General features: G+C 71.7%; 16 protein-coding genes. 8 read left to right on the forward strand and 8 right to left on the reverse strand.

Annotated features, from left to right (window positions below):
- The first annotated feature begins 73 nt into the window (after positions 1 to 73).
- Positions 74 to 874, forward strand: coding sequence for an IclR family transcriptional regulator (locus tag ABTX18_RS26685; RefSeq protein WP_352125290.1), 801 nt, complete (start codon positions 74 to 76; stop codon positions 872 to 874).
- 90 nt (positions 875 to 964) lie between these two features.
- Here the strand turns inward: ABTX18_RS26685 and ABTX18_RS26690 are convergent, their stop codons facing one another.
- Together ABTX18_RS26690 and ABTX18_RS26695 are read right to left on the reverse strand one after the other, a co-directional pair.
- Positions 965 to 1648 (reverse strand): ABC transporter ATP-binding protein, encoded by a 684-nt coding sequence (locus ABTX18_RS26690; RefSeq protein ID WP_352125291.1) that lies wholly within the window; start codon positions 1646 to 1648, stop codon positions 965 to 967.
- Positions 1645 to 2733, reverse strand: a complete 1089-nt coding sequence (locus ABTX18_RS26695) for an ABC transporter permease (protein WP_352125292.1) — start codon at positions 2731 to 2733, stop codon at positions 1645 to 1647. Before ABTX18_RS26695 ends, ABTX18_RS26690 begins: the two co-directional genes overlap by 4 nt.
- Before the next feature lie 110 nt (positions 2734 to 2843).
- Between ABTX18_RS26695 and ABTX18_RS26700 the strand changes: the two genes are divergently transcribed.
- Together ABTX18_RS26700 and ABTX18_RS26705 are read left to right on the forward strand one after the other, a co-directional pair.
- Entirely contained in the window at positions 2844 to 4052 is a 1209-nt protein-coding gene (locus tag ABTX18_RS26700; RefSeq protein ID WP_352125293.1) for a sensor histidine kinase, read from the forward strand.
- Entirely contained in the window at positions 4049 to 4687 is a 639-nt protein-coding gene (locus ABTX18_RS26705; RefSeq protein ID WP_352125294.1) for a response regulator, read from the forward strand. The genes ABTX18_RS26700 and ABTX18_RS26705 overlap by 4 nt, the downstream gene beginning before the upstream one ends.
- A gap of 16 nt (positions 4688 to 4703) precedes the next feature.
- On the opposite strand, the gene ABTX18_RS26710 is transcribed toward ABTX18_RS26705, so the two are convergent.
- A complete protein-coding gene (locus ABTX18_RS26710; protein ID WP_352125295.1) occupies positions 4704 to 5018 on the reverse strand; it encodes a DUF5955 family protein in 315 nt (104 codons plus the stop codon).
- Between the two features lie 206 nt (positions 5019 to 5224).
- Here ABTX18_RS26710 and ABTX18_RS26715 point away from each other — a divergent pair, with 206 nt between their 5' ends.
- Both ABTX18_RS26715 and aceB read left to right on the forward strand, forming a co-directional pair.
- Complete coding sequence (locus tag ABTX18_RS26715; RefSeq protein ID WP_352125296.1) at positions 5225 to 5863, forward strand: nucleotidyltransferase family protein; 639 nt, start codon at positions 5225 to 5227, stop codon at positions 5861 to 5863.
- 233 nt (positions 5864 to 6096) lie between these two features.
- Positions 6097 to 7716, forward strand: a complete 1620-nt coding sequence (aceB, locus tag ABTX18_RS26720; protein ID WP_352125297.1) for a malate synthase A — start codon at positions 6097 to 6099, stop codon at positions 7714 to 7716.
- A 73-nt stretch (positions 7717 to 7789) separates the two neighbouring features.
- On the opposite strand, the gene ABTX18_RS26725 is transcribed toward aceB, so the two are convergent.
- From ABTX18_RS26725 to ABTX18_RS26735, 3 genes are all read right to left on the reverse strand, one after another.
- Positions 7790 to 8518, reverse strand: a complete 729-nt coding sequence (locus tag ABTX18_RS26725) for a DUF4232 domain-containing protein (protein WP_352125298.1) — start codon at positions 8516 to 8518, stop codon at positions 7790 to 7792.
- 281 nt (positions 8519 to 8799) lie between these two features.
- Positions 8800 to 11088, reverse strand: a complete 2289-nt coding sequence (locus tag ABTX18_RS26730; protein WP_352125299.1) for a glycosyl hydrolase family 18 protein — start codon at positions 11086 to 11088, stop codon at positions 8800 to 8802.
- A 212-nt stretch (positions 11089 to 11300) separates the two neighbouring features.
- Positions 11301 to 12278: a fibronectin type III domain-containing protein gene (locus ABTX18_RS26735; protein ID WP_352125300.1), complete on the reverse strand. Its 978-nt coding sequence runs from the start codon at positions 12276 to 12278 to the stop codon at positions 11301 to 11303.
- Between the two features lie 266 nt (positions 12279 to 12544).
- Here ABTX18_RS26735 and ABTX18_RS26740 point away from each other — a divergent pair, with 266 nt between their 5' ends.
- Positions 12545 to 13156, forward strand: coding sequence for a TIGR03086 family metal-binding protein (locus tag ABTX18_RS26740; RefSeq protein WP_352125301.1), 612 nt, complete (start codon positions 12545 to 12547; stop codon positions 13154 to 13156).
- Positions 13157 to 13177: 21 nt separating this feature from the next.
- Here the strand turns inward: ABTX18_RS26740 and ABTX18_RS26745 are convergent, their stop codons facing one another.
- On the reverse strand, positions 13178 to 13861 hold the full coding sequence (locus tag ABTX18_RS26745) for an alpha/beta fold hydrolase (RefSeq protein WP_352125302.1): 684 nt from the start codon (positions 13859 to 13861) through the stop codon (positions 13178 to 13180).
- Between the two features lie 60 nt (positions 13862 to 13921).
- On the opposite strand from ABTX18_RS26745, the gene ABTX18_RS26750 reads away from it, so the two are divergent.
- Positions 13922 to 14767, forward strand: a complete 846-nt coding sequence (locus ABTX18_RS26750) for a chitosanase (RefSeq protein WP_352125303.1) — start codon at positions 13922 to 13924, stop codon at positions 14765 to 14767.
- A 4-nt stretch (positions 14768 to 14771) separates the two neighbouring features.
- On the forward strand, positions 14772 to 15563 hold the full coding sequence (locus ABTX18_RS26755; RefSeq protein WP_352125558.1) for a chitosanase: 792 nt from the start codon (positions 14772 to 14774) through the stop codon (positions 15561 to 15563).
- A 68-nt stretch (positions 15564 to 15631) separates the two neighbouring features.
- Here ABTX18_RS26755 and ABTX18_RS26760 read toward each other — a convergent pair whose 3' ends face one another.
- Positions 15632 to 17062: a nucleobase:cation symporter-2 family protein gene (locus tag ABTX18_RS26760; RefSeq protein WP_352125304.1), complete on the reverse strand. Its 1431-nt coding sequence runs from the start codon at positions 17060 to 17062 to the stop codon at positions 15632 to 15634.
- Between the last annotated feature and the right edge of the window lie 255 nt (positions 17063 to 17317).

Genomic DNA, 17317 nt, shown 5'->3' on the forward strand with positions numbered 1-17317 from the left:
TGCGACAGTGGGCCGATCAGGAAGTGGCCGGTAGGCTGCTGCCTTGCCCTTCCGCTTCGAAAGGACCGTTGACGTGCCGCCGTCCCACGCCAGCACTTCCGACTCCAAGCCCGCCGGTTCCAGCGGCGGTGTGCAGTCCCTTGAGCGCGCCTTCGATCTGCTGGAGCGGATGGCCGATGCGGGGGGCGAGGTCGGCCTGAGCGAGCTCTCCGCGAGCAGCGGTCTTCCGCTGCCCACCATCCACCGGCTGATGCGCACGCTCGTGGTGTGCGGCTATGTACGCCAGCAGCCCAACCGGCGCTACGCGCTGGGCCCGCGCCTGATCCGGCTCGGCGAATCCGCCGCGCGCCTGCTCGGCACCTGGGCCCGCCCGTATCTGGCCCGGCTGGTCGAGGAGACCGGCGAGACGGCCAACATGGCGCTCCTCGACGGCGACGAGATCGTGTACGTGGCGCAGGTGCCCTCCAAGCACTCGATGCGCATGTTCACCGAGGTCGGCCGCCGCGTGCTGCCGCACTCCACCGGCGTCGGCAAGGCACTGCTGGCCCACACCCCGGCGGACGAGGTACGGGCCCTGCTCGCGCGCACCGGAATGCCGGCCGCCACCGAGAAGACGATCACCACTGCGGACGGCTTCCTGGACGCCCTGGAGCAGGTCCGCAGAGTGGGTTACGCGGTGGACGACAACGAGCAGGAGATAGGGGTCCGCTGCCTGGCGGTCTCGGTCCCCAACTCCCCCACCTCCGCGGCGATTTCGATCTCCGGTCCGGCGGGCCGGGTGACCGAGGCGGCCACCGAACGGATCGTGCCGATCCTCCAGCAGGCCGCGAAGGAGCTGTCCGAGGCGCTGGCCAGCAGCGGGTCGGTCGGCTGAGACGCGGGAGAAGGGGCGGCCGGGGCCCTCGGCTCCGGCCGCCCCTTCGGCGTATCCGCCCCCAGGGCGCTCAGGCCAGTGCCGGAGCGGTCAGGCCAGTGCCGGGGCGGTCAATCTGCCGTCCTGCATCGTGACCGTCAGATCCATCCGGTCCAGATGGGTCCGGTCGTGCGTGACCATGACGGTTGCCGTGGACCGCTGCCGGGTCAGCGAGACGAGGAGATCGAGCACCGCCGCCCCACGTTCGTGGTCCAGGGCGCTGGTCGGTTCGTCGACGAGCAGGACCGCCGGGTCGTTCATCAGGGCCCGTGCGATGTTGATCCGCTGGCGTTGGCCCCCCGAGAGCTGATGGGGCCGGCGGTCCGCCTTGTCCGCGAGACCGACCGCGTCCAGGAGCTCCAGGGCGCGGGCCCGCGCGGTCCGCGCCGCGCCGCCCGACAGGCGGGTCATGACCTGGAGCTGTTCGGCGGCGGTCAGCGACGGCAGCAGATTCGGCTGCTGGAAGACGATGCCGATCCGCTCGCGGCGCAGCGCCGCCTTGTCCGCGCGGCCGAGCCCGGCCGTGTCCGTACCGGCGACGACGACGGCGCCCTCGTCCGGAGTGACCAGCGTGGCCGCCACGGCGAGCAGGCTCGACTTGCCGGAGCCCGAGGGGCCGACGACGGCGGTGAGCGTCCCCGCGGGCACGTCGAGTGCGACGCGGTCCAGCGCGGTGAGCCGGCCGTCGCCGTCCGGGTAGGTGAGCGTGACATCGGTGAGGGTGAGGGTGGTCATCGGGCACTCCCCAGTGCGGTGAGCGGGTCGACGGCGGTGATCCGCCGGATGGACAGGGCCGCCCCGGCCGCGCCGAGGGCGATCATGACGGCGGCCGGGAACAGGACGGTGGACGCCTCCAGAACGAAGGGCACGGCCCCGCCGCTGACCAGCGCGCCGATGCCGGAGGCGAGCGCGGTGCCCACTCCCGTACCGATCGCGAGCATCACCACGGCCTGTCCGAGTGCGTCCCGCAGCAGATACGGCGTGGAGGCGCCCAGTGCCTTGAGGACGGCGACATCACCGCTGCGCTGGATCGTCCAGACGGTGAAGAAGGCGCCGATGACCAGGGCGGAGATGGCGAAGAGGAAGCCGCGCATCAGCTGGAGGGAGCCGTTCTCGGCCTGGTAGGAGCCGATCGCGGTGAGCGAGGCGTCGAGCGTGAGCGTGCTGGTGCCCGCCGCCCGGTCGCCGGCCGCGAGATCGGCGCCGTCGGTGGTGGTGAGCGCGATCACCGTGGCGTGCTCCGTACCGCCACCCTCCGCCCCGAACCGCTGCCAGTCGGCGAGCGCCGTCCACACGACGGGCGTATGGCTGTACGAGGCGTCGCCGGCGACCGCCGCGACGGTGACCTCCTCGCCGCCGAGCCGCAACCGGTCGCGGGCGCCGGCCGCCAGGTCCTCGGCGGCCTGCTCGGAGAGCACGACCTCGCCCGGGCCGACCGGGGCGCCCGACGGTGCCAGGCCGCTCCCCGGCTCCACGCCGAACGCCGAGACTGCCGCGGTCCGCTCCCCCGCCACCGCGGAGGCGTTCAGCGTGCGGATGCCGAGGGGCTGCGCCGAGGTGATCCCGGGCTCCTTGCCCCAGACGTGCCAGGCGGTGTCCCGGACGGTCGAATCGGTGAAGGACACCGACTGACCGTCGGGCGGGGCGGCGAACGCGATGTGGTCGGCGTTCAGCCCCGTGACGGCCGAGGTGTTCTCCCGGGCCAGCCCGGCGGTGAGTCCGGACAGCAGGCCCACGAGCAGCGTGATCAGCACCACGACCGTGCCCATGAGCGCGAACCGGCCCTTGGCGAACCGAAGATCTCTCCATGCGACGAACATGACTCCAGCCTCGGCGTCCCCGGCCGCTGAAACATCGCCCGCGGGCCGGTCGAGACATCAACCTTTCGATTGACCGGCCCCGCGGACCCCGCGTCTACGCTGGACGAATCATGGAAAAGCGTGTCCATCCCCCGGTCGCCGCCGCGCTGCGGCTGTGTCTGCACGCCCTGCTGCTGGGGCTGCTGGCACTCGCCGCCGTCCAGGCCGTCAGCCACGATTCCCCGCACTCCGGGGCCGTCGTCGTGGTCGCGGCGGTGCTGGCCGCGGTGTACGCGGCGGGCGCACTGGCCCCGCCGGTCCGGCCCCGGACCCGGGCGGGAGCGCTCTGGCTCGCGCTGCTGTGGGTGCTCTGGCTGGTGCTGCTGGTCCTGTCGCCGGACGCGCTGTGGCTCGCTTTCCCGCTGTACTTCCTCCAACTGCACCTGCTGCCGACGCGCTGGAGCCTGCCCGCCGTGGTGGTGACGGCGGGAGCCGCCATCGCCGGCTTCCTGCTGCACGGCGAGGAGGTGACCCCCGGCACGTTCATCGGCCCGCTCCTCGGGGCGGCGGTCGCGGTCGCCACGGTCCTCGGATACGACGCGCTGTTCCGCGAGAGCGAGCGGCGCCGCGAGCTCATCGAGGAGCTCGTCTCGACCCGCGCGGAGCTGGCCGAGGCGGAACGCACCGCCGGGACGCTCGCCGAACGCGAACGGCTGGCCCGCGAGATCCACGACACCCTCGCGCAGGGCCTGTCCAGCATCCAGCTGCTGCTCCGCGCCGCCGAACGCACCCTTCCCGTGGACGCTCCCGCCGCCGCCCATGTCCGCCGGGCCCGCGAGGCCGCCCAGGACAATCTCGCCGAGGCCCGTCGCTTCGTACGCGCCCTGACCCCGCCGGATCTGGAGAACGGCTCCCTCGCGGCCGCCCTGGAGCGGCTCTCGGCCCGCACCACCACGCCCGGGCTGACGGTCCAGTTCGCCGTGAGCGGGTCCCCGGTAAAGCTGCCCACCCCTTACGAGGTGGCGCTGCTGCGTACCGCCCAGTCGGCGCTGGCCAACACGGTCCAGCATTCCAGTGCACGACGGGCGGAGATCACGCTGAGCTTCATGGACACCTCGGTGGCGCTGGACGTGGTCGACGACGGCCGCGGCTTCACGGACGGTTCCGCCGCGGGCGCGGGTACCGGTACGGGCGGCTTCGGCCTGCCGGCCATGCGGTCCCGGGCCCGTTCGCTGGGCGGCACCCTGAGCGTCGAATCGGCGCCGGGCCAGGGCGCGGCCGTCGCCCTGACGCTGCCGCTGCCTCTCCCCGACGGCCGGACCGGACAGGATGCCGCATGAACGTGACCACTCCGGTCCGGTTGCTGCTCGCCGACGACCACCCGGTGGTACGGGCGGGCCTGCGGGCCGTCCTGGACACCGAGCCCGACTTCCGCGTCGTCGCCGAGGCCGACACCGCCGAGCGAGCGGTGGCCCTGGCCGCGACCGGCGCGTTCGATGTCGTCCTGATGGACCTGCAGTTCGGTGCGGGGCTGCACGGTTCGGAGGCGACCGCCGCGATCACCGCGGCGCCCGGCGCGCCCCGGGTGCTGATCCTGACGACGTACGACAGCGACGCCGACATCCTGGCGGCGGTGGAGGCGGGCGCGGCGGGTTATCTGCTCAAGGACGCCCCGCCGGAGGAGCTGGCCGCCGCGGTCCGCACGGCGGCGGCCGGCCGCTCCGCCCTGGCGCCGGCTGTCGCGCACCGGCTGATGGACCGCATGCGGATGCCGGCCCAGGCCCTCACCAAGCGCGAGCTGGAGGTCCTGCAGCTGGTCGGCGAGGGACTGTCGAACCTGCAGATCAGCAAGAAGCTGTTTCTCAGCCAGGCGACGGTGAAGTCCCACCTGGTGCACATCTACGCCAAGCTGGGCGTGGACTCGCGCACCGCTGCCGTGGCGGCGGCTACGGCCCGCAGGCTCATCCGCCGCTGAGACGCCTGCCGGAGGTTCAGCCCCGCGGGGGCTCGCCGAACAGATCGACGGCGATCCGGACGTCCCTGAGCGCCGAAGCCAGCGCGCTGACCGAGCCGACCGCCCCGGCGATCAGCAGCAGCGACCGGCGGAGCCGGGGAATCCCGGGCGCGCCGCCGGCCGCTATCGCGTCCAGCGCCGCCAGTTCGTCCTCGGCGATCGCGCGGTCCGGGAACTCCGCGGGATGTGCGGCCAGCTCCCTGCGGAGCCGGGAGACGGCCGTACGCAACTCCGTCACTCTCGGGTCCTCGCCCCTGCTGGTCACCCGCGTCTGCCCCACGCTCTTCAACAAAGCACTGCCCCTCGCACGTCTTTGTGCCGGTGTGTCGACCAAGCCCCGCACGGTGGTCAAGTGTCCGGGGGTGCGGGCAAGTTAACGCCATGGCAGGTGCCGGGCGCCACTCCGCCGACGGAAGTCGGGAGGTTCCGCACATGGACACGGTCCGGCGAGGCGGCCCGGTCCGTGCGGGAACGGCCCGTCCGGTGTATCCAGGCGGAATGACAAGCACACCGCAGCCCCCCTCCCCCCTCCATCCCTCCACCCCTCCCGTCATTGCCGGGCTGCTGCTCGCGGCGGGCGGCGGGCGCAGGCTCGGCGGGCGCCCCAAGGCCCTGCTGGAACACCGCGGCCGCCTGCTGGCCGACCATGCGGTGGACACCTTGCGGGAGGGCGGCTGCGGCCCGGTCCATGTGGTGCTCGGTGCGGCGGCCGACGAGGTGCGGGCGCGCGCCGGGCTCTCCGGCTGCACGGTGAGCGTCAACCCGGAGTGGACCGCGGGGATGGGGTCCTCGCTGCGGGCCGGCCTCGCCGCGCTCGCCGGTAGCGGTACGGACGTGGACGCGGTCGTCGTACTCCTGGTCGACCAGCCCGGCATCGGCGCCGAGGCCGTGGCCCGGCTGCGGGCGGCGTACCGCTCCCGGACGAGCCTGGCGGCGGCCTCGTACGGCGGGGAGCGCGGCCATCCGGTGCTCTTCGGGGCCGCGCTGTGGGGGGACATCGCGGCGGGCGCGGTGGGCGATCAGGGGGCCCGCGCCTATCTGCGGGCGCATCGCGATGCGATCACGCTCGTCGAGTGTTCGGATGTGGCCGAGGCGTACGACATCGACACGGCGGAGGACCTGGCGCACCTTGAGTAAACGCACTGGCACGCTGCGCCGACATGGCCGCACTTCTGTCGACCCGGAGAATCTCGACATCAACAAACCATTGAACTTCCACCATGAGGAAACTACTATCCACTGGTCAGAAGCCCTCTGCACCTCAGACGGCGACCACGGCCGTATCCCGGAGCCCTGGCACGCCGTGCCATTTCAGGCGACCCGGCGGCCGTGAGACGTCCCCGCACCGCCCGCTGAAGGAGTGACAGCTCATGTCCGCACCAGCGCCGTCCTCGCTGGCCATCGTCGATGCCGAGCCCCTGCCCCGGCAGGACGAGGTCCTCACCCCCGCGGCCCTCGCGTTCGTGGCCGAGCTGCACCGCCGGTTCACGCCCCGGCGGAACGAGCTGCTGGCCCGGCGCGGCGAGCGCCGCGCCGAGATCGCCCGCACCTCCACGCTGGACTTCCTGCCGGGGACGGCGGCGATCCGCGCGGACGACTCCTGGAAGGTCGCACCCGCACCCGCCGCGCTGAACGACCGCCGGGTGGAGATCACCGGTCCGACCGACCGCAAGATGACCATCAACGCCCTGAACTCGGGCGCGAAGGTCTGGCTCGCCGACTTCGAGGACGCCTCCGCCCCCACGTGGGAGAACGTCGTCACCGGCCAGCTCAACCTGATGGACGCATACGCCCGTGCCATCGACTTCACCGACCCGAAGTCCGGCAAGTCGTACGCGCTGAAGCCGGCCGACGAGCTCGCGACCGTCGTCACCCGCCCCCGCGGCTGGCACCTGGACGAGCGCCACCTCCAGCTCGACGGCACCCCGGTGCCCGGCGCGCTGGTCGACTTCGGCCTCTACTTCTTCCACAACGCGCAGCGCTTGATCGACCTGGGCAAGGGTCCCTACTTCTACCTCCCCAAGACGGAGTCGCACCTGGAGGCCCGCCTCTGGAACGACATCTTCGTCTTCGCCCAGGACTACGCCGGCATCCCGCAGGGCACGGTCCGCGCCACGGTCCTGATCGAGACGATCACCGCCGCGTACGAGATGGAGGAGATCCTCTACGAGCTCCGCGATCACGCCTCCGGGCTGAACGCCGGCCGCTGGGACTACCTCTTCTCCATCGTGAAGAACTTCCGTGACGGCGGCTCGAAGTTCGTCCTCCCGGACCGCAACGCGGTGACGATGACCGCCCCGTTCATGCGGGCGTACACCGAACTCCTCGTCCGCACCTGCCACAAGCGCGGCGCCCACGCGATCGGCGGCATGGCGGCCTTCATCCCGTCCCGCCGGGACGCCGAGGTCAACAAGGTCGCCTTCGAGAAGGTCAAGGCGGACAAGGACCGCGAGGCGCACGACGGCTTCGACGGCTCGTGGGTCGCCCACCCCGACCTGGTCCCGATCGCCATGGCCTCCTTCGACGCGGTCCTCGGCGACAAGCCGAACCAGAAGGAGCGCCTCCGCGAGGACGTCTCGGTGGCCCCGGGCGACCTGATCGCCATCGACACCCTGCACGCCAAGCCCACGTACGACGGTCTGCGCAACGCGGTCGCGGTCGGCATCCGCTACATCGAGGCGTGGCTGCGCGGCATGGGCGCGGTCGCCATCTTCAACCTGATGGAGGACGCGGCCACCGCCGAGATCTCGCGCTCGCAGATCTGGCAGTGGATCAACGCGGACGTGGTCTTCGAGAACGGCGAGCACGCCACGGCGGAGCTGGCCCGCAAGGTCGCGGCCGAGGAACTGGCCGCGATCCGCGCCGAGATCGGCGACGAGGCCTTCGCCACCGGCAAGTGGCAGCAGGCCCACGACCTCCTGCTCCAGGTCTCCCTGGACCAGGACTACGCGGACTTCCTGACCCTGCCGGCGTACGAGCAGCTGCGCTGACCCGGCGGGGATACGCAAACCGCCCCCGGTGCCGCTCGGCGCCGGGGGCGGCGTATGTCGCGAGGAGAGACCCTCAGAGCTGATTGACCGGTCGCATCGCCAGGCCCTCGGTGCCGGCCCAGCCGTTCACCCGCGCCGCGTCGTCGTAGGAGACGGAGCGCAGACCGCGGGGCAGGTGGAAGACGAGCGTGCCGCTGAGCTCGGTGCCCTCGCCGGCGACCAGGGTGGCGGTGAACCGGTCGGCCTGGTCGTACTCCGCCTCTCCCCCCTCGTCGTTGCCGAAGACGTACAGGCCGGCGTACCCCTTACCGCCTCCTTCGACGACGACGGGCTCGGTGTCCGGCTCTTCGAGCGACTCGACGGTCGGGGCGTCGTCGCCCGCTCCGAGCCGCACCTGCGGTGCCTCGTTGAGGACGCACGGCGACTTGCCGCCGTTGGTGACCGTCAGCAGGAAGTGGCGGGGGGTCTCCCCGGACGCGTCCTGGAGCTCGACGGCGGTGGTGAGGTCGGCGGCCTCGCAGTCGGGCTGGTCGGTGCCGTTGCCGCCGCCGGTTTCGCCACTGTCCCCGGTGGCGTCGCCGGGCGTGCTGCTCGCGCCGGTGCCGGTGTCGCTGGACGGCGCGGTGCTCTTCGCCGGGTTCTTTCCCGCCGAGGCGGTACCCGTCGGGGCGGCGGCGTTGTCGTCCTCCCCGGCGGGCTGGCAGGCCGTGGTCGCCAGCAGGGCCGCGACCACCACCGCCCCCAGGAGGGTGCCGCGCACGGCCTGGCGTACTGAACCGGATCCCACAGTCTTCGTCTTCATGCTGCGTTCCTCTTCCCCCGTGACCGGCCCCGGGGCCGGCTGCCGACTGGCGTCACTGCCGATTCTGACCGTGGGCGTGTCTTCAAGTCACCGGCGGCCGGGCTTTGTTACCGCCCTCGCACGAACCGACTGCCTCGGCGTGACGAAGTCCGGGCGAGACCCGCCCCCGACGCGTTCGGCCGATCGCCCGGGGTCCGGAACCGCCCGCCGGCCGACGGCGGGTGACCGGCCCGCGGAGTCCGCCGGAACTCCGCGGGCCGGACGGGTGCCGTGCGCGCCGCCTACCGGAGCCCGGTGTCGAGCGCGTTCATCAGCGTGCCCTGCGGGGTGTCGCCGGACATCTCCCAGACCATGACGCCCAGCAGGCCCTTGTCCTTCACGTAGGCCGTCTTCTTGCCGAGGGACCAGGTGTCGTCGAACGACCACCACTGATTGCCGGTATATCCGTAAGTCGATATGGACTGTTCGTCGTGACGGACCGTCATCGAGGGGTACGCGCCGATGAGGTTGGAGTAGCCTCGGGTGCCGGCCTCCTCGGCGAACTGACCGGGGGCCGCGCCGCCCGCGGGCTGCCATTCGCCCGCCGCTCCCCCGTCGGTGACGTTCTGCCAGCCACGGCCGTAGAACGGGATGCCCAGGGTCAGTTTGCGCGGTTCGACGCCCGCGTCGGTGTACGCCTTGATCGCGGCGTCCGCGCTGAAGTGGAAGCCGTACGGGTCCTGGGCATCGGTGTAGAGGTTGGCCTGGTGACCGGTGCGGTTCGGCTCCCAGGAGTTGTCGCTGCCGGAACCGTGGAAGTCGTAGCCCTGGACGTTGGCCACGTCGAGGGAGTCGAAGACCTTCGACAGGTCCCAGCCCTCGGCAATCTTCTGCGGGTCGGCGGGTGTGAACGCGGTGAGGAGGCGGTGGCCGCCGCCCAGCGCGTCCAGCTGCCTGCGGAACTCGGCGAGCAGCAGGGGGAGGTTGTTCTTGTCGTTCGGCGAGTAGTGGTTGCCGGGGTGTCCGGTGCCGGTGCCCGGCCACTCCCAGTCGAGGTCGAAGCCGTCGAAGATGCCGGCCGCGGTGCCGGGGCCGCCCGCTCCGTTGTACGCGGGCAGGTTGCCCTTGATGTACATGTCGACGCAGGAGGAGACGAACTTCTTGCGCGCGGCGTCGGTGGCGGCGACGTCGGAGAAGTACTTCGAGTAGGTCCAACCGCCGAGCGAGACCACGATCTTGAGGTTCGGGTGGAGTTTCTTCAGCTTCTTCAACTGGTTGAAGTTGCCGCGCAGTTTGCCCCAGCCGTCGTCCGCGACGCCGTCCACGGACTGGGCGGCGCTGAACGGGCGGGCGTAGTCGGCGTCCGCGTCACCGGCGCCGGTGCCCTGCTCGGGGTCCTGGGGGTCGGCCGTGGTGCCCTTCGTGACGCCGTTGAGGCAGGTGAGGTTGTTCGGGTCGATGTTGGCGAAGGCGTAGTTGACGATGTCGAGCTTCCCGGCGGCACCGGAGTCGTGGAGGTTCTTGACGAAGTACTGGCGGCCGTAGATCCCCCACTGGACGAAGTAGCCGACCTTGGCGTAGTGGCCCGCGCCAACGATGTCGGCGGTCTTCACGGTGAGGGTGTTGCTCGCGGGCGAGGCATTGTCGGCCGCGTCACGCGCCTTGACGGTGAAGGTGTACGAGGTCGAGGGAGAGAGGCCGCCGATGGTGGCCTGTTTCGTGGCGCCGGACACCGTGGTGGCCAGGGTCGGGCCGCGGTAGACGTCGTAGGCGGCGACTCGCTGGTTGTCCGTCGCGGCGGTCCAGGCCAGCGTGACGGACGAGGAGTCGGTCGCCGTGGCGTGCAGGGCGGCCGGGGCCGTCGGGGGAGAGGTGTCGGTGGCCGGGTCGACGGTGGTGACCGCCAGCGGGGCGCTCGCGGCGGAGGTGTTCCCCCGGGTGTCCTTGGCCCGGACGGTGAAGGAGTAGGCGGTGGCGGGGGTGAGGCCGGTGACCGTGGCGGAGGTCGTCGCCGTGGCTGATCCCAGGACCTTGCCGCCAGCCAGGATGTCGTACGAAGCCACGGGGAAGTCCCCCGCGGTGGCGGCGGTCCAGGACAGGGAGGCGGTGCGGGCGGTCACGTCGGTCTGCTTGAGCCCGCCGGGCACGCCGGGCGGCGCGTCGGCGGATCCGTCGCACTTGTCGCCGTTGATCCGGCAGCCGGTCGGCGCGGTGATCGGGCCGGTGGCGACGAACCAGAAGCTGTACGGCTCGGTGGTGCTGTGCGCGGCGACCGTGCCGTTGTAGTGGGCGTTGACCGCGGTGATGTGGCTACCCTGGGTGGTGACGGCGCCGTTGTACGAGGAGCTGATCGCGACCCCGGCGGGCAGGTCGAACTCCAGGCTCCAGCCGGTGACGGCCGTGTCGGAGTCGTTGCGCAGGATGTAGGTGCCCTTCCACCACGGGCCGTTGTCGGCCGAGGTGAAGGTCGCCGTGAGTTTGCCCGCCGCGTGCGCGGGGCCGGCCTGGAGGGCCACCAGGGCGAGAAGGAGGGCGAGGACGGCGAGCAGTGCGGTCGCCGTCCTCCGTCTGAGGGGCATGTGCTCGAACATGGTTCTCCCTTACGGCTGGGGCCGGTGAGGCGGCCCTCGGGAGGTGCGGATGCATGTCGTTCCATGGAGCACAGCGGAAAGTAATTGGTCTGGACCAAGCCGTCAATAGGTACAGACCAATTGAGGTATCGCCGCCCCTCCGGCTCACCCTTCCGTGAGGCCGGCGGCTCCCCTCCCCGCCTCCGGATCGGCGGCCCTTGCCGGGAAACGGCTCAGCGGCCGAGCACGACCATGCGCGCCGCCGAGAAGTCGCCCCACTTCCCGTCCGGGAGCTTGGCGCGGATCTTCATCGAGTGGCTGGTGCCGCGCGGCTCGCTCATGGTGAGCCGGTAGCTCGCCCGGCCGACGGGCGGCTCGCCGCCCCAGACGATCGTGGTGGTCGGCCGGCCGTCCACGTACAGCTCGTACGCCGGAATCTTCCCGCCGGTCTCCGGCTGCTTCCAGTCCAGGTCGACGACGTACTCCTTGCCCTGGGCGCTGCTCGTGATCCGCAGATCGGTGGGGGCGGTACTGGCGGGTGCGCCGGGGGCGGACGCGGTCGTGAGGTCGACGGCGTTGCTGTCGGGTGACGAGGTGTCGGCCGCGTCCCGGGCGCGGACGGTGAAGGTGTAGACGGTGCCGGGGCGCAGCCCGGTCAGGCGGGCCGTGGTCCGCGTGCCGGGCACGCTGTGGATGCGGTTGCCCTCCTGGTAGATGTCGTACGAGGTGACGCCGACGTCGTCCGTGGAGCCGCCCCAGGACAGTGTCGCGGCCCGGCCGCCGTCCGCTTTGCCGCGCAGCTTCACCGGCCGGGTGGGGGCCTCGTGGTCGGCGGGGGTGGGCGCGGGAGTGGTGACGGCCGCGGTGGCGCTCGGTGCGGAGAGGTTGCCGGCGGCGTCCAGCGCCCGCACGGTGAAGGTGTACGCGGTCGAGGCGGTGAGCCCGTCGATGTCGGTCATCACCTTGGCCGCGGGGACGGACTTGACCTTCCTGCCCTGCCGGTAGACCTCGTACCCGGTGACGGCCGTGTCGTCGGTGGCGGGTTCCCACATGACGTGCGCGGAGGTGGCGCTGCTCGCCTGGGCGGTCACCCCGCGGGGCGCGGCCGGTTCCCGGGTGTCCGCCTCGGCGTCGGAGCCGCAGGCGGTGAGCGTGGCGAGGAGCAGAGCGGCGGCGCAGGCCAACGCGGCGGTTGCGTGGGGGCGTTGCACGGTGGTGCCTTCCGTCCGACAGCAATGGTCCAGACCTGTATCGCATGGTGCGGGGGCCGCCGACAAGGGGCGGAGAGGAACCATCCGCAATGTGCCGGTGTGCGTCGCGGACTGCGGTCGCCGACTGAGCGCGGACAAGCCCGCGCTCCGCTCACTCTGCGGACCGAGGCGACGACCACCGCCTGTGCGGCCCGGCAGGATCGTTCTGCGGGGACACGTGGTGCGCTGAGCGATGATTTCCGGGGAGCCGGGCAGTCTGCACAGGTATGGATACACAGACGAACTCCGATTCCGCCCCTCTCCTCGACCTCGGACCCGCCGCCCGGCAGATCGCCGGGATGCTCGATGCCATCGACGATTCCCGGCTGGCCGGGCCGACACCGTGCCCCGATGTCACGGTGGCCGCGATGCTGGCCCACGTCCAGGGGCTGGCCGTGGCCTTCCGGGATGCCGCGCGCAAGGACCTGGGGGCGACGACCGACGCCGCGCCCTCGGTGGAGTCGGCGGTGCTGACGGACGGGTGGCGCAGCACGCTGCCCGTGGCGCTCGACGAGATGGCGGCCGCCTGGCGCTCCCCCGAGGCGTGGCAGGGCATGACCCGGGCGGGGAGCGTGGAGCTGCCGGGCAAGGTGGCAGGCATGGTCGCGCTCAACGAGTTGGTGCTGCACGGCTGGGACCTGGCGAGGGCGACCGGGCAGCCGTACCGGGCCGAGGACGCCCATCTGCGCTCCACGATGGCGCTGCTGGCCGGCCTGGGCGACAACCCGCCGCCGGGCTCCCCGTTCGGACCGCCCGTCCCGGTCCCGGACGACGCGCCGCTGCTGGACCGGGCGGTCGCCCGCGGCGGGCGGCGCCCGGACTGGAAGCCGGAGGGGTGAGCCCGCCGGCCGCCGCTCCGGTCAGCTGGTGAAGAACTCCGTGATCTGGTGCGCGACCTGGTCGGCGTGGACCTGGTGCGGCCGGTGACCGCCGCCGATCGTCATGAGGTGGCAGTCCGGGATCAGGGACGCCATGTCCTGGAGCCGCCCCTGGGGCATGGTGCTGGCCGGACCGCCGGTCAGCATCAGTGTCGGGGCGACGATCTCGCCGAGGCCCTCCGCCCACGCCGGGTCGGGGTCGTCGAGCTGGGTGCGTACGGCCGCGAGCACGGCCTCGTCGTAGTCGACCGGCCCTTCGGGCGGTACGGCGGGGCCCGCCGCGCCGGGGAACGGCGGCGGGGTCTCCACCAGCACCAGCCGCTCCACCCGGTCCGCGTGCTCCTGCGCCAGGAGGTGGGCGACGACGCCGCCCATGCCGTGGCCGACCAGGCCGACGCGGTCGAGCTCGCACGCGTCCAGGAAGCCGAGGACGTCGTCCCGCATCAGCTCGAAGTCGTACTCGTCGGGCCAGTCGCTCTCGCCGTGACCCCGCAGATCGAGCGCGTACACCCGCCACTCCTGACCGAGCAGGCTCCCGGCCGCCTCCCAGCTCGTGGCGGAATCGCCGAGGCCGTGCAGCAGCACGACGGGCGAGCCGAACGGGTCGCCCCAGGTCCGGTACGCCAGACGTACGTCGCCGACATCCACAACAGACTGATCATCCATACCCCAGACGCTACAGCCGAATGAACGAAGATCACTCCCACCGCCTGGCAGGCTGGCGGGGTGAAGCCCACCCCGCGCTCCCCGGCCGCCGCTCTCGCCGCCCTCGCCCTGGCCCTCGCCGTGCTGTCCGGCTGTGCGGGGGCGGGCGGCGGCTCCGCCGGCAAGGGCGGCGCCGGTGCCGGGCTGGATGATCCGGTGAAGAAGGACATCGCCATGCAACTGGTCTCCAGCGCGGAGAACTCGACCCTCGACTGGAAGGGCCAGTACGACTACATCGAGGACATCGGTGACGGCCGCGGCTACACGGCGGGCATCATCGGATTCTGCTCCGGCACCGGCGACATGCTGCGTGTGGTCGAGCGGTACGCGAAGGCCCGGCCCGGCAACGCTCTGGAGCGGTTCCTGCCCGCGCTGCGCGCGGTGAAGGGGACCGACGCGCACACCGGACTCGGCCGCCCGTTCACCGAGGCGTGGCGGAAGGCGGAGGATGACGCGGCGTTCCGGCGCGCCCAGGACACCGAGCGGGACCGGTCGTACTTCGATCCCGCGGTCGGGCAGGGGAAGAAGGACGGGCTGGGCGCCCTGGGCCAGTTCATCTACTACGACGCCTATGTGATGCACGGGGCGGGCGACGCGGACGGGAACGTCGGTTTCCGTACGATGCGCCGCCAGGCGCTCGACGCGGAGCGCTCCCCGGCGCAGGGCGGCGACGAGGCGGTCTACCTCGACGCGTTCCTCGACGCCCGGGTCGCGGCGATCCGCAAGGAGCCCTCGCACACCGACACCGGCCGGGTCGAGACCGAGCAGCGCGTCTTCCTGCGCGAGGGGAAGCTCGGTCTGGAGACACCGCTGCGGTGGAGGGTGTATGACGACAGCTACGTGATCAAGGGTCCGGAAGGCGGGTAGACCAATAGGTGGCACTTCTCGTCCACCACGCCCTTGGCCGGGACCACCCACCGCCACCACGGCGGTTCACCAGCAGGAGGCAGCTGTGACCGGGCTCGACGAACCGGCGAAGAAGGACATCGCCATGCGACTGGTCTGCAGTGCGGAGAACTCCTCACTGGACTGGCGGGGCCAGTACGGCTACATCGAGGACATCGGTGACGGCCGCGGGTACACGGCGGGCATCATCGGGTTCTGCTCCGGCACCGGCGACATGCTCGACCTGGTGGAGCTGTACAGCGAGCGGAAGCCGGACAACGTCCTCGCGGCGTACCTGCCGGCCCTGCGCGACGTTGACGGCACCGACTCGCACGACGGCCTCGACCCCGGTTTCGGCGATGCCTGGCAGGAGGCCGCCCGCGATCCGGCGTTCCAGCGGGCCCAGGACGACGAGCGCGACCGGGTGTACTTCGATCCGGCGGTCGACGCGGGCAAGGGCGACGGGCTGGGCACACTCGGCCAGTTCGCGTACTACGACGCCCTCGTGATGCACGGCGGCGGTGACGACAGCGCGAGCTTCGGCGCCATCCGCGAGCGGGCGCTCGCGAGGGCGGAGCCGCCGGCCCGGGGCGGCGACGAGGTCGTCTACCTCAACGCCTTCCTGGACGCGCGGGTGTGGGCCATGAGGCAGGAGGAGGCGCACTCGGACACCAGCCGCGTGGACACCGCCCAGCGGGTCTTCCTGGACGCGGGCAATCTGAACCTGGACCCGCCGCTCGACTGGAAGGTGTACGGGGACAGCTACCACATCGGCTGACACTCTCCGGACAGGAGAGAGCTGTGGCGCGTACGAGTCGTACGCGCCACAGCTTCCCCGCCGGCACGTCAGTGGACGGCTACCGGCGGCGGCTTGACCGGCTCGTGGTCCGCTGTCTCCGTTTCGGCGTCCGGCTTCCGGCCCAGGTGGTTGAAGGCCAGGTTGAGCACGATCGCCACGACGCACCCGGTCGAGATCCCCGAGTCGAGGACGACGAGCAGGTCCTTCGGGAAGGCGTGGTAGAACTCGGGCGCGGCGATGGGGATCAGCCCGACCCCCACGGCGGCCGCCACGATCAGCGCGTTCTCGCCCTTCTCCAGCGCGGCGGTGGCCAGCGTCTGGATGCCGCTCGCCGCGACCGAGCCGAAGAGCACGATGCCCGCGCCGCCCAGCACCGGAAGCGGCACGAGCGCGATGACGGAGGCGGCCACCGGACACAGGCCGAGCAGGATGAGGATGCCGCCGCCGGCGGCGACGACGAAGCGGCTGCGGACCTTCGTCATCGCGACCAGGCCGATGTTCTGTGCGAACGCGCTGCACATGAAGCCGTTGAACAGCGGGCTGATGGCGCTGCCCAGGGTGTCGGCGCGCAGACCGCCCTCGATGGTCCGTTCGTCGGCCGGCCGGTCGACGATCTTGCCGAGGGCCAGCATGTCCGCGGTCGACTCGGTCATGCAGACCAGCATGACGATGCACATGGAAACGATCGCGGCGATCTCGAACTGTGGCGCCCCGAAGTGGAACGGGGTGGGGAAGCCGACGACATCGGCGTCCTTGATCGCGCCGAAGTCCGTGATGCCGACCGGAATCGCGATGAGTGTGCCGACGACGAGTCCGAGCAGGATCGCGATCTGCTGGAGGAAGCCGCGCAGCAGTTTCCGCAGGGCGAGGACGATCACCAGGGTGACCGCCGCCATCGTGATGTTGGTGGTCGATCCGTAGTCGTCGGCCGTGGCGTTGCCGCCCTGGGACCAGTTGAAGGCGACCGGCAGCAGGGAGACGCCGATCAGGGTGATGACCGTGCCGGTGACGACGGGCGGGAAGAAGCGGACCAGTTTGCAGAAGTAGGGGGCGAGGACGAAGCCGAGGAGGCTGGCGACGATGATCGCGCCGAAGATGACGGCGATCCCGTCGTGTCCCCGGTCCTTGCCGATCGCCACCATCGGCGTCACGCCGGCGAACGAGACGCCGTTGACGAACGGGAGCCGGGCGCCTATGCGCCAGAAGCCGAGCGTCTGGAGCAGGGTGGCTATGCCCGCGGTGAACAGGCTCGCCCCCATCAGGAAGGCGGTCTCCTTGGGGGTGAGGCCCACGGCGGGTCCCACGATCATGGGCGGGGCCACCACGCCCGCGTACATCGCGGCCACGTGCTGGAGGCCGCTGGTGAACATCTTCAGCGGGGGAAGCGTCTCGTCGACCGGATGCTTCCGGTCGGAGCGAAGCGATTCCGGGTCGGGGGCTGCACTTGCGTCGTTGCGAAACCTGGGCGTAGCTGCCACGGCGGTTCCTCCGGTCGGGTACACGTCTGCGGCGACGTGGGTGTCAGGGAGGTGGTGCCGGAGCCGGTCGGGAGGACCGGACCCCGTGTGGTGCGTTGATGCAGGTGGGGCAGGTCGTGCAGCTGGTGCGGGCAGCTGGTTTCACTGGTACGGGAGGTGGTGTCACCGGTACGGGAGGCGCGTACGTCTGGGCACGCGCCTCCCCTACCGTTGCCGTGGACCCCGCTCGGGTCCACGGCGGCCGGCCGAGGGCCG

This window comes from Streptomyces sp. NPDC096323 (genome assembly GCF_040302845.1).
In the GTDB taxonomy this organism is placed as follows: Bacteria; Actinomycetota; Actinomycetes; order Streptomycetales; family Streptomycetaceae; genus Streptomyces.

What these genes read in the sequence shown, in the direction of transcription:
- ABTX18_RS26690 (WP_352125291.1), bottom strand. Translation starts at nt 1,648, where the DNA reads ATGACCACCCTCACCCTCACCGATGTCACGCTCACCTACCCGGACGGC.
- ABTX18_RS26695 (WP_352125292.1), bottom strand. Translation starts at nt 2,733, where the DNA reads ATGTTCGTCGCATGGAGAGATCTTCGGTTCGCCAAGGGCCGGTTCGCG.
- ABTX18_RS26700 (WP_352125293.1), top strand. Translation starts at nt 2,844, where the DNA reads ATGGAAAAGCGTGTCCATCCCCCGGTCGCCGCCGCGCTGCGGCTGTGT.
- ABTX18_RS26705 (WP_352125294.1), top strand. Translation starts at nt 4,049, where the DNA reads ATGAACGTGACCACTCCGGTCCGGTTGCTGCTCGCCGACGACCACCCG.
- ABTX18_RS26715 (WP_352125296.1), top strand. Translation starts at nt 5,225, where the DNA reads ATGACAAGCACACCGCAGCCCCCCTCCCCCCTCCATCCCTCCACCCCT.
- aceB (WP_352125297.1), top strand. Translation starts at nt 6,097, where the DNA reads ATGTCCGCACCAGCGCCGTCCTCGCTGGCCATCGTCGATGCCGAGCCC.
- ABTX18_RS26725 (WP_352125298.1), bottom strand. Translation starts at nt 8,518, where the DNA reads ATGAAGACGAAGACTGTGGGATCCGGTTCAGTACGCCAGGCCGTGCGC.
- ABTX18_RS26730 (WP_352125299.1), bottom strand. Translation starts at nt 11,088, where the DNA reads ATGTTCGAGCACATGCCCCTCAGACGGAGGACGGCGACCGCACTGCTC.
- ABTX18_RS26740 (WP_352125301.1), top strand. Translation starts at nt 12,545, where the DNA reads ATGGATACACAGACGAACTCCGATTCCGCCCCTCTCCTCGACCTCGGA.
- ABTX18_RS26745 (WP_352125302.1), bottom strand. Translation starts at nt 13,861, where the DNA reads ATGGATGATCAGTCTGTTGTGGATGTCGGCGACGTACGTCTGGCGTAC.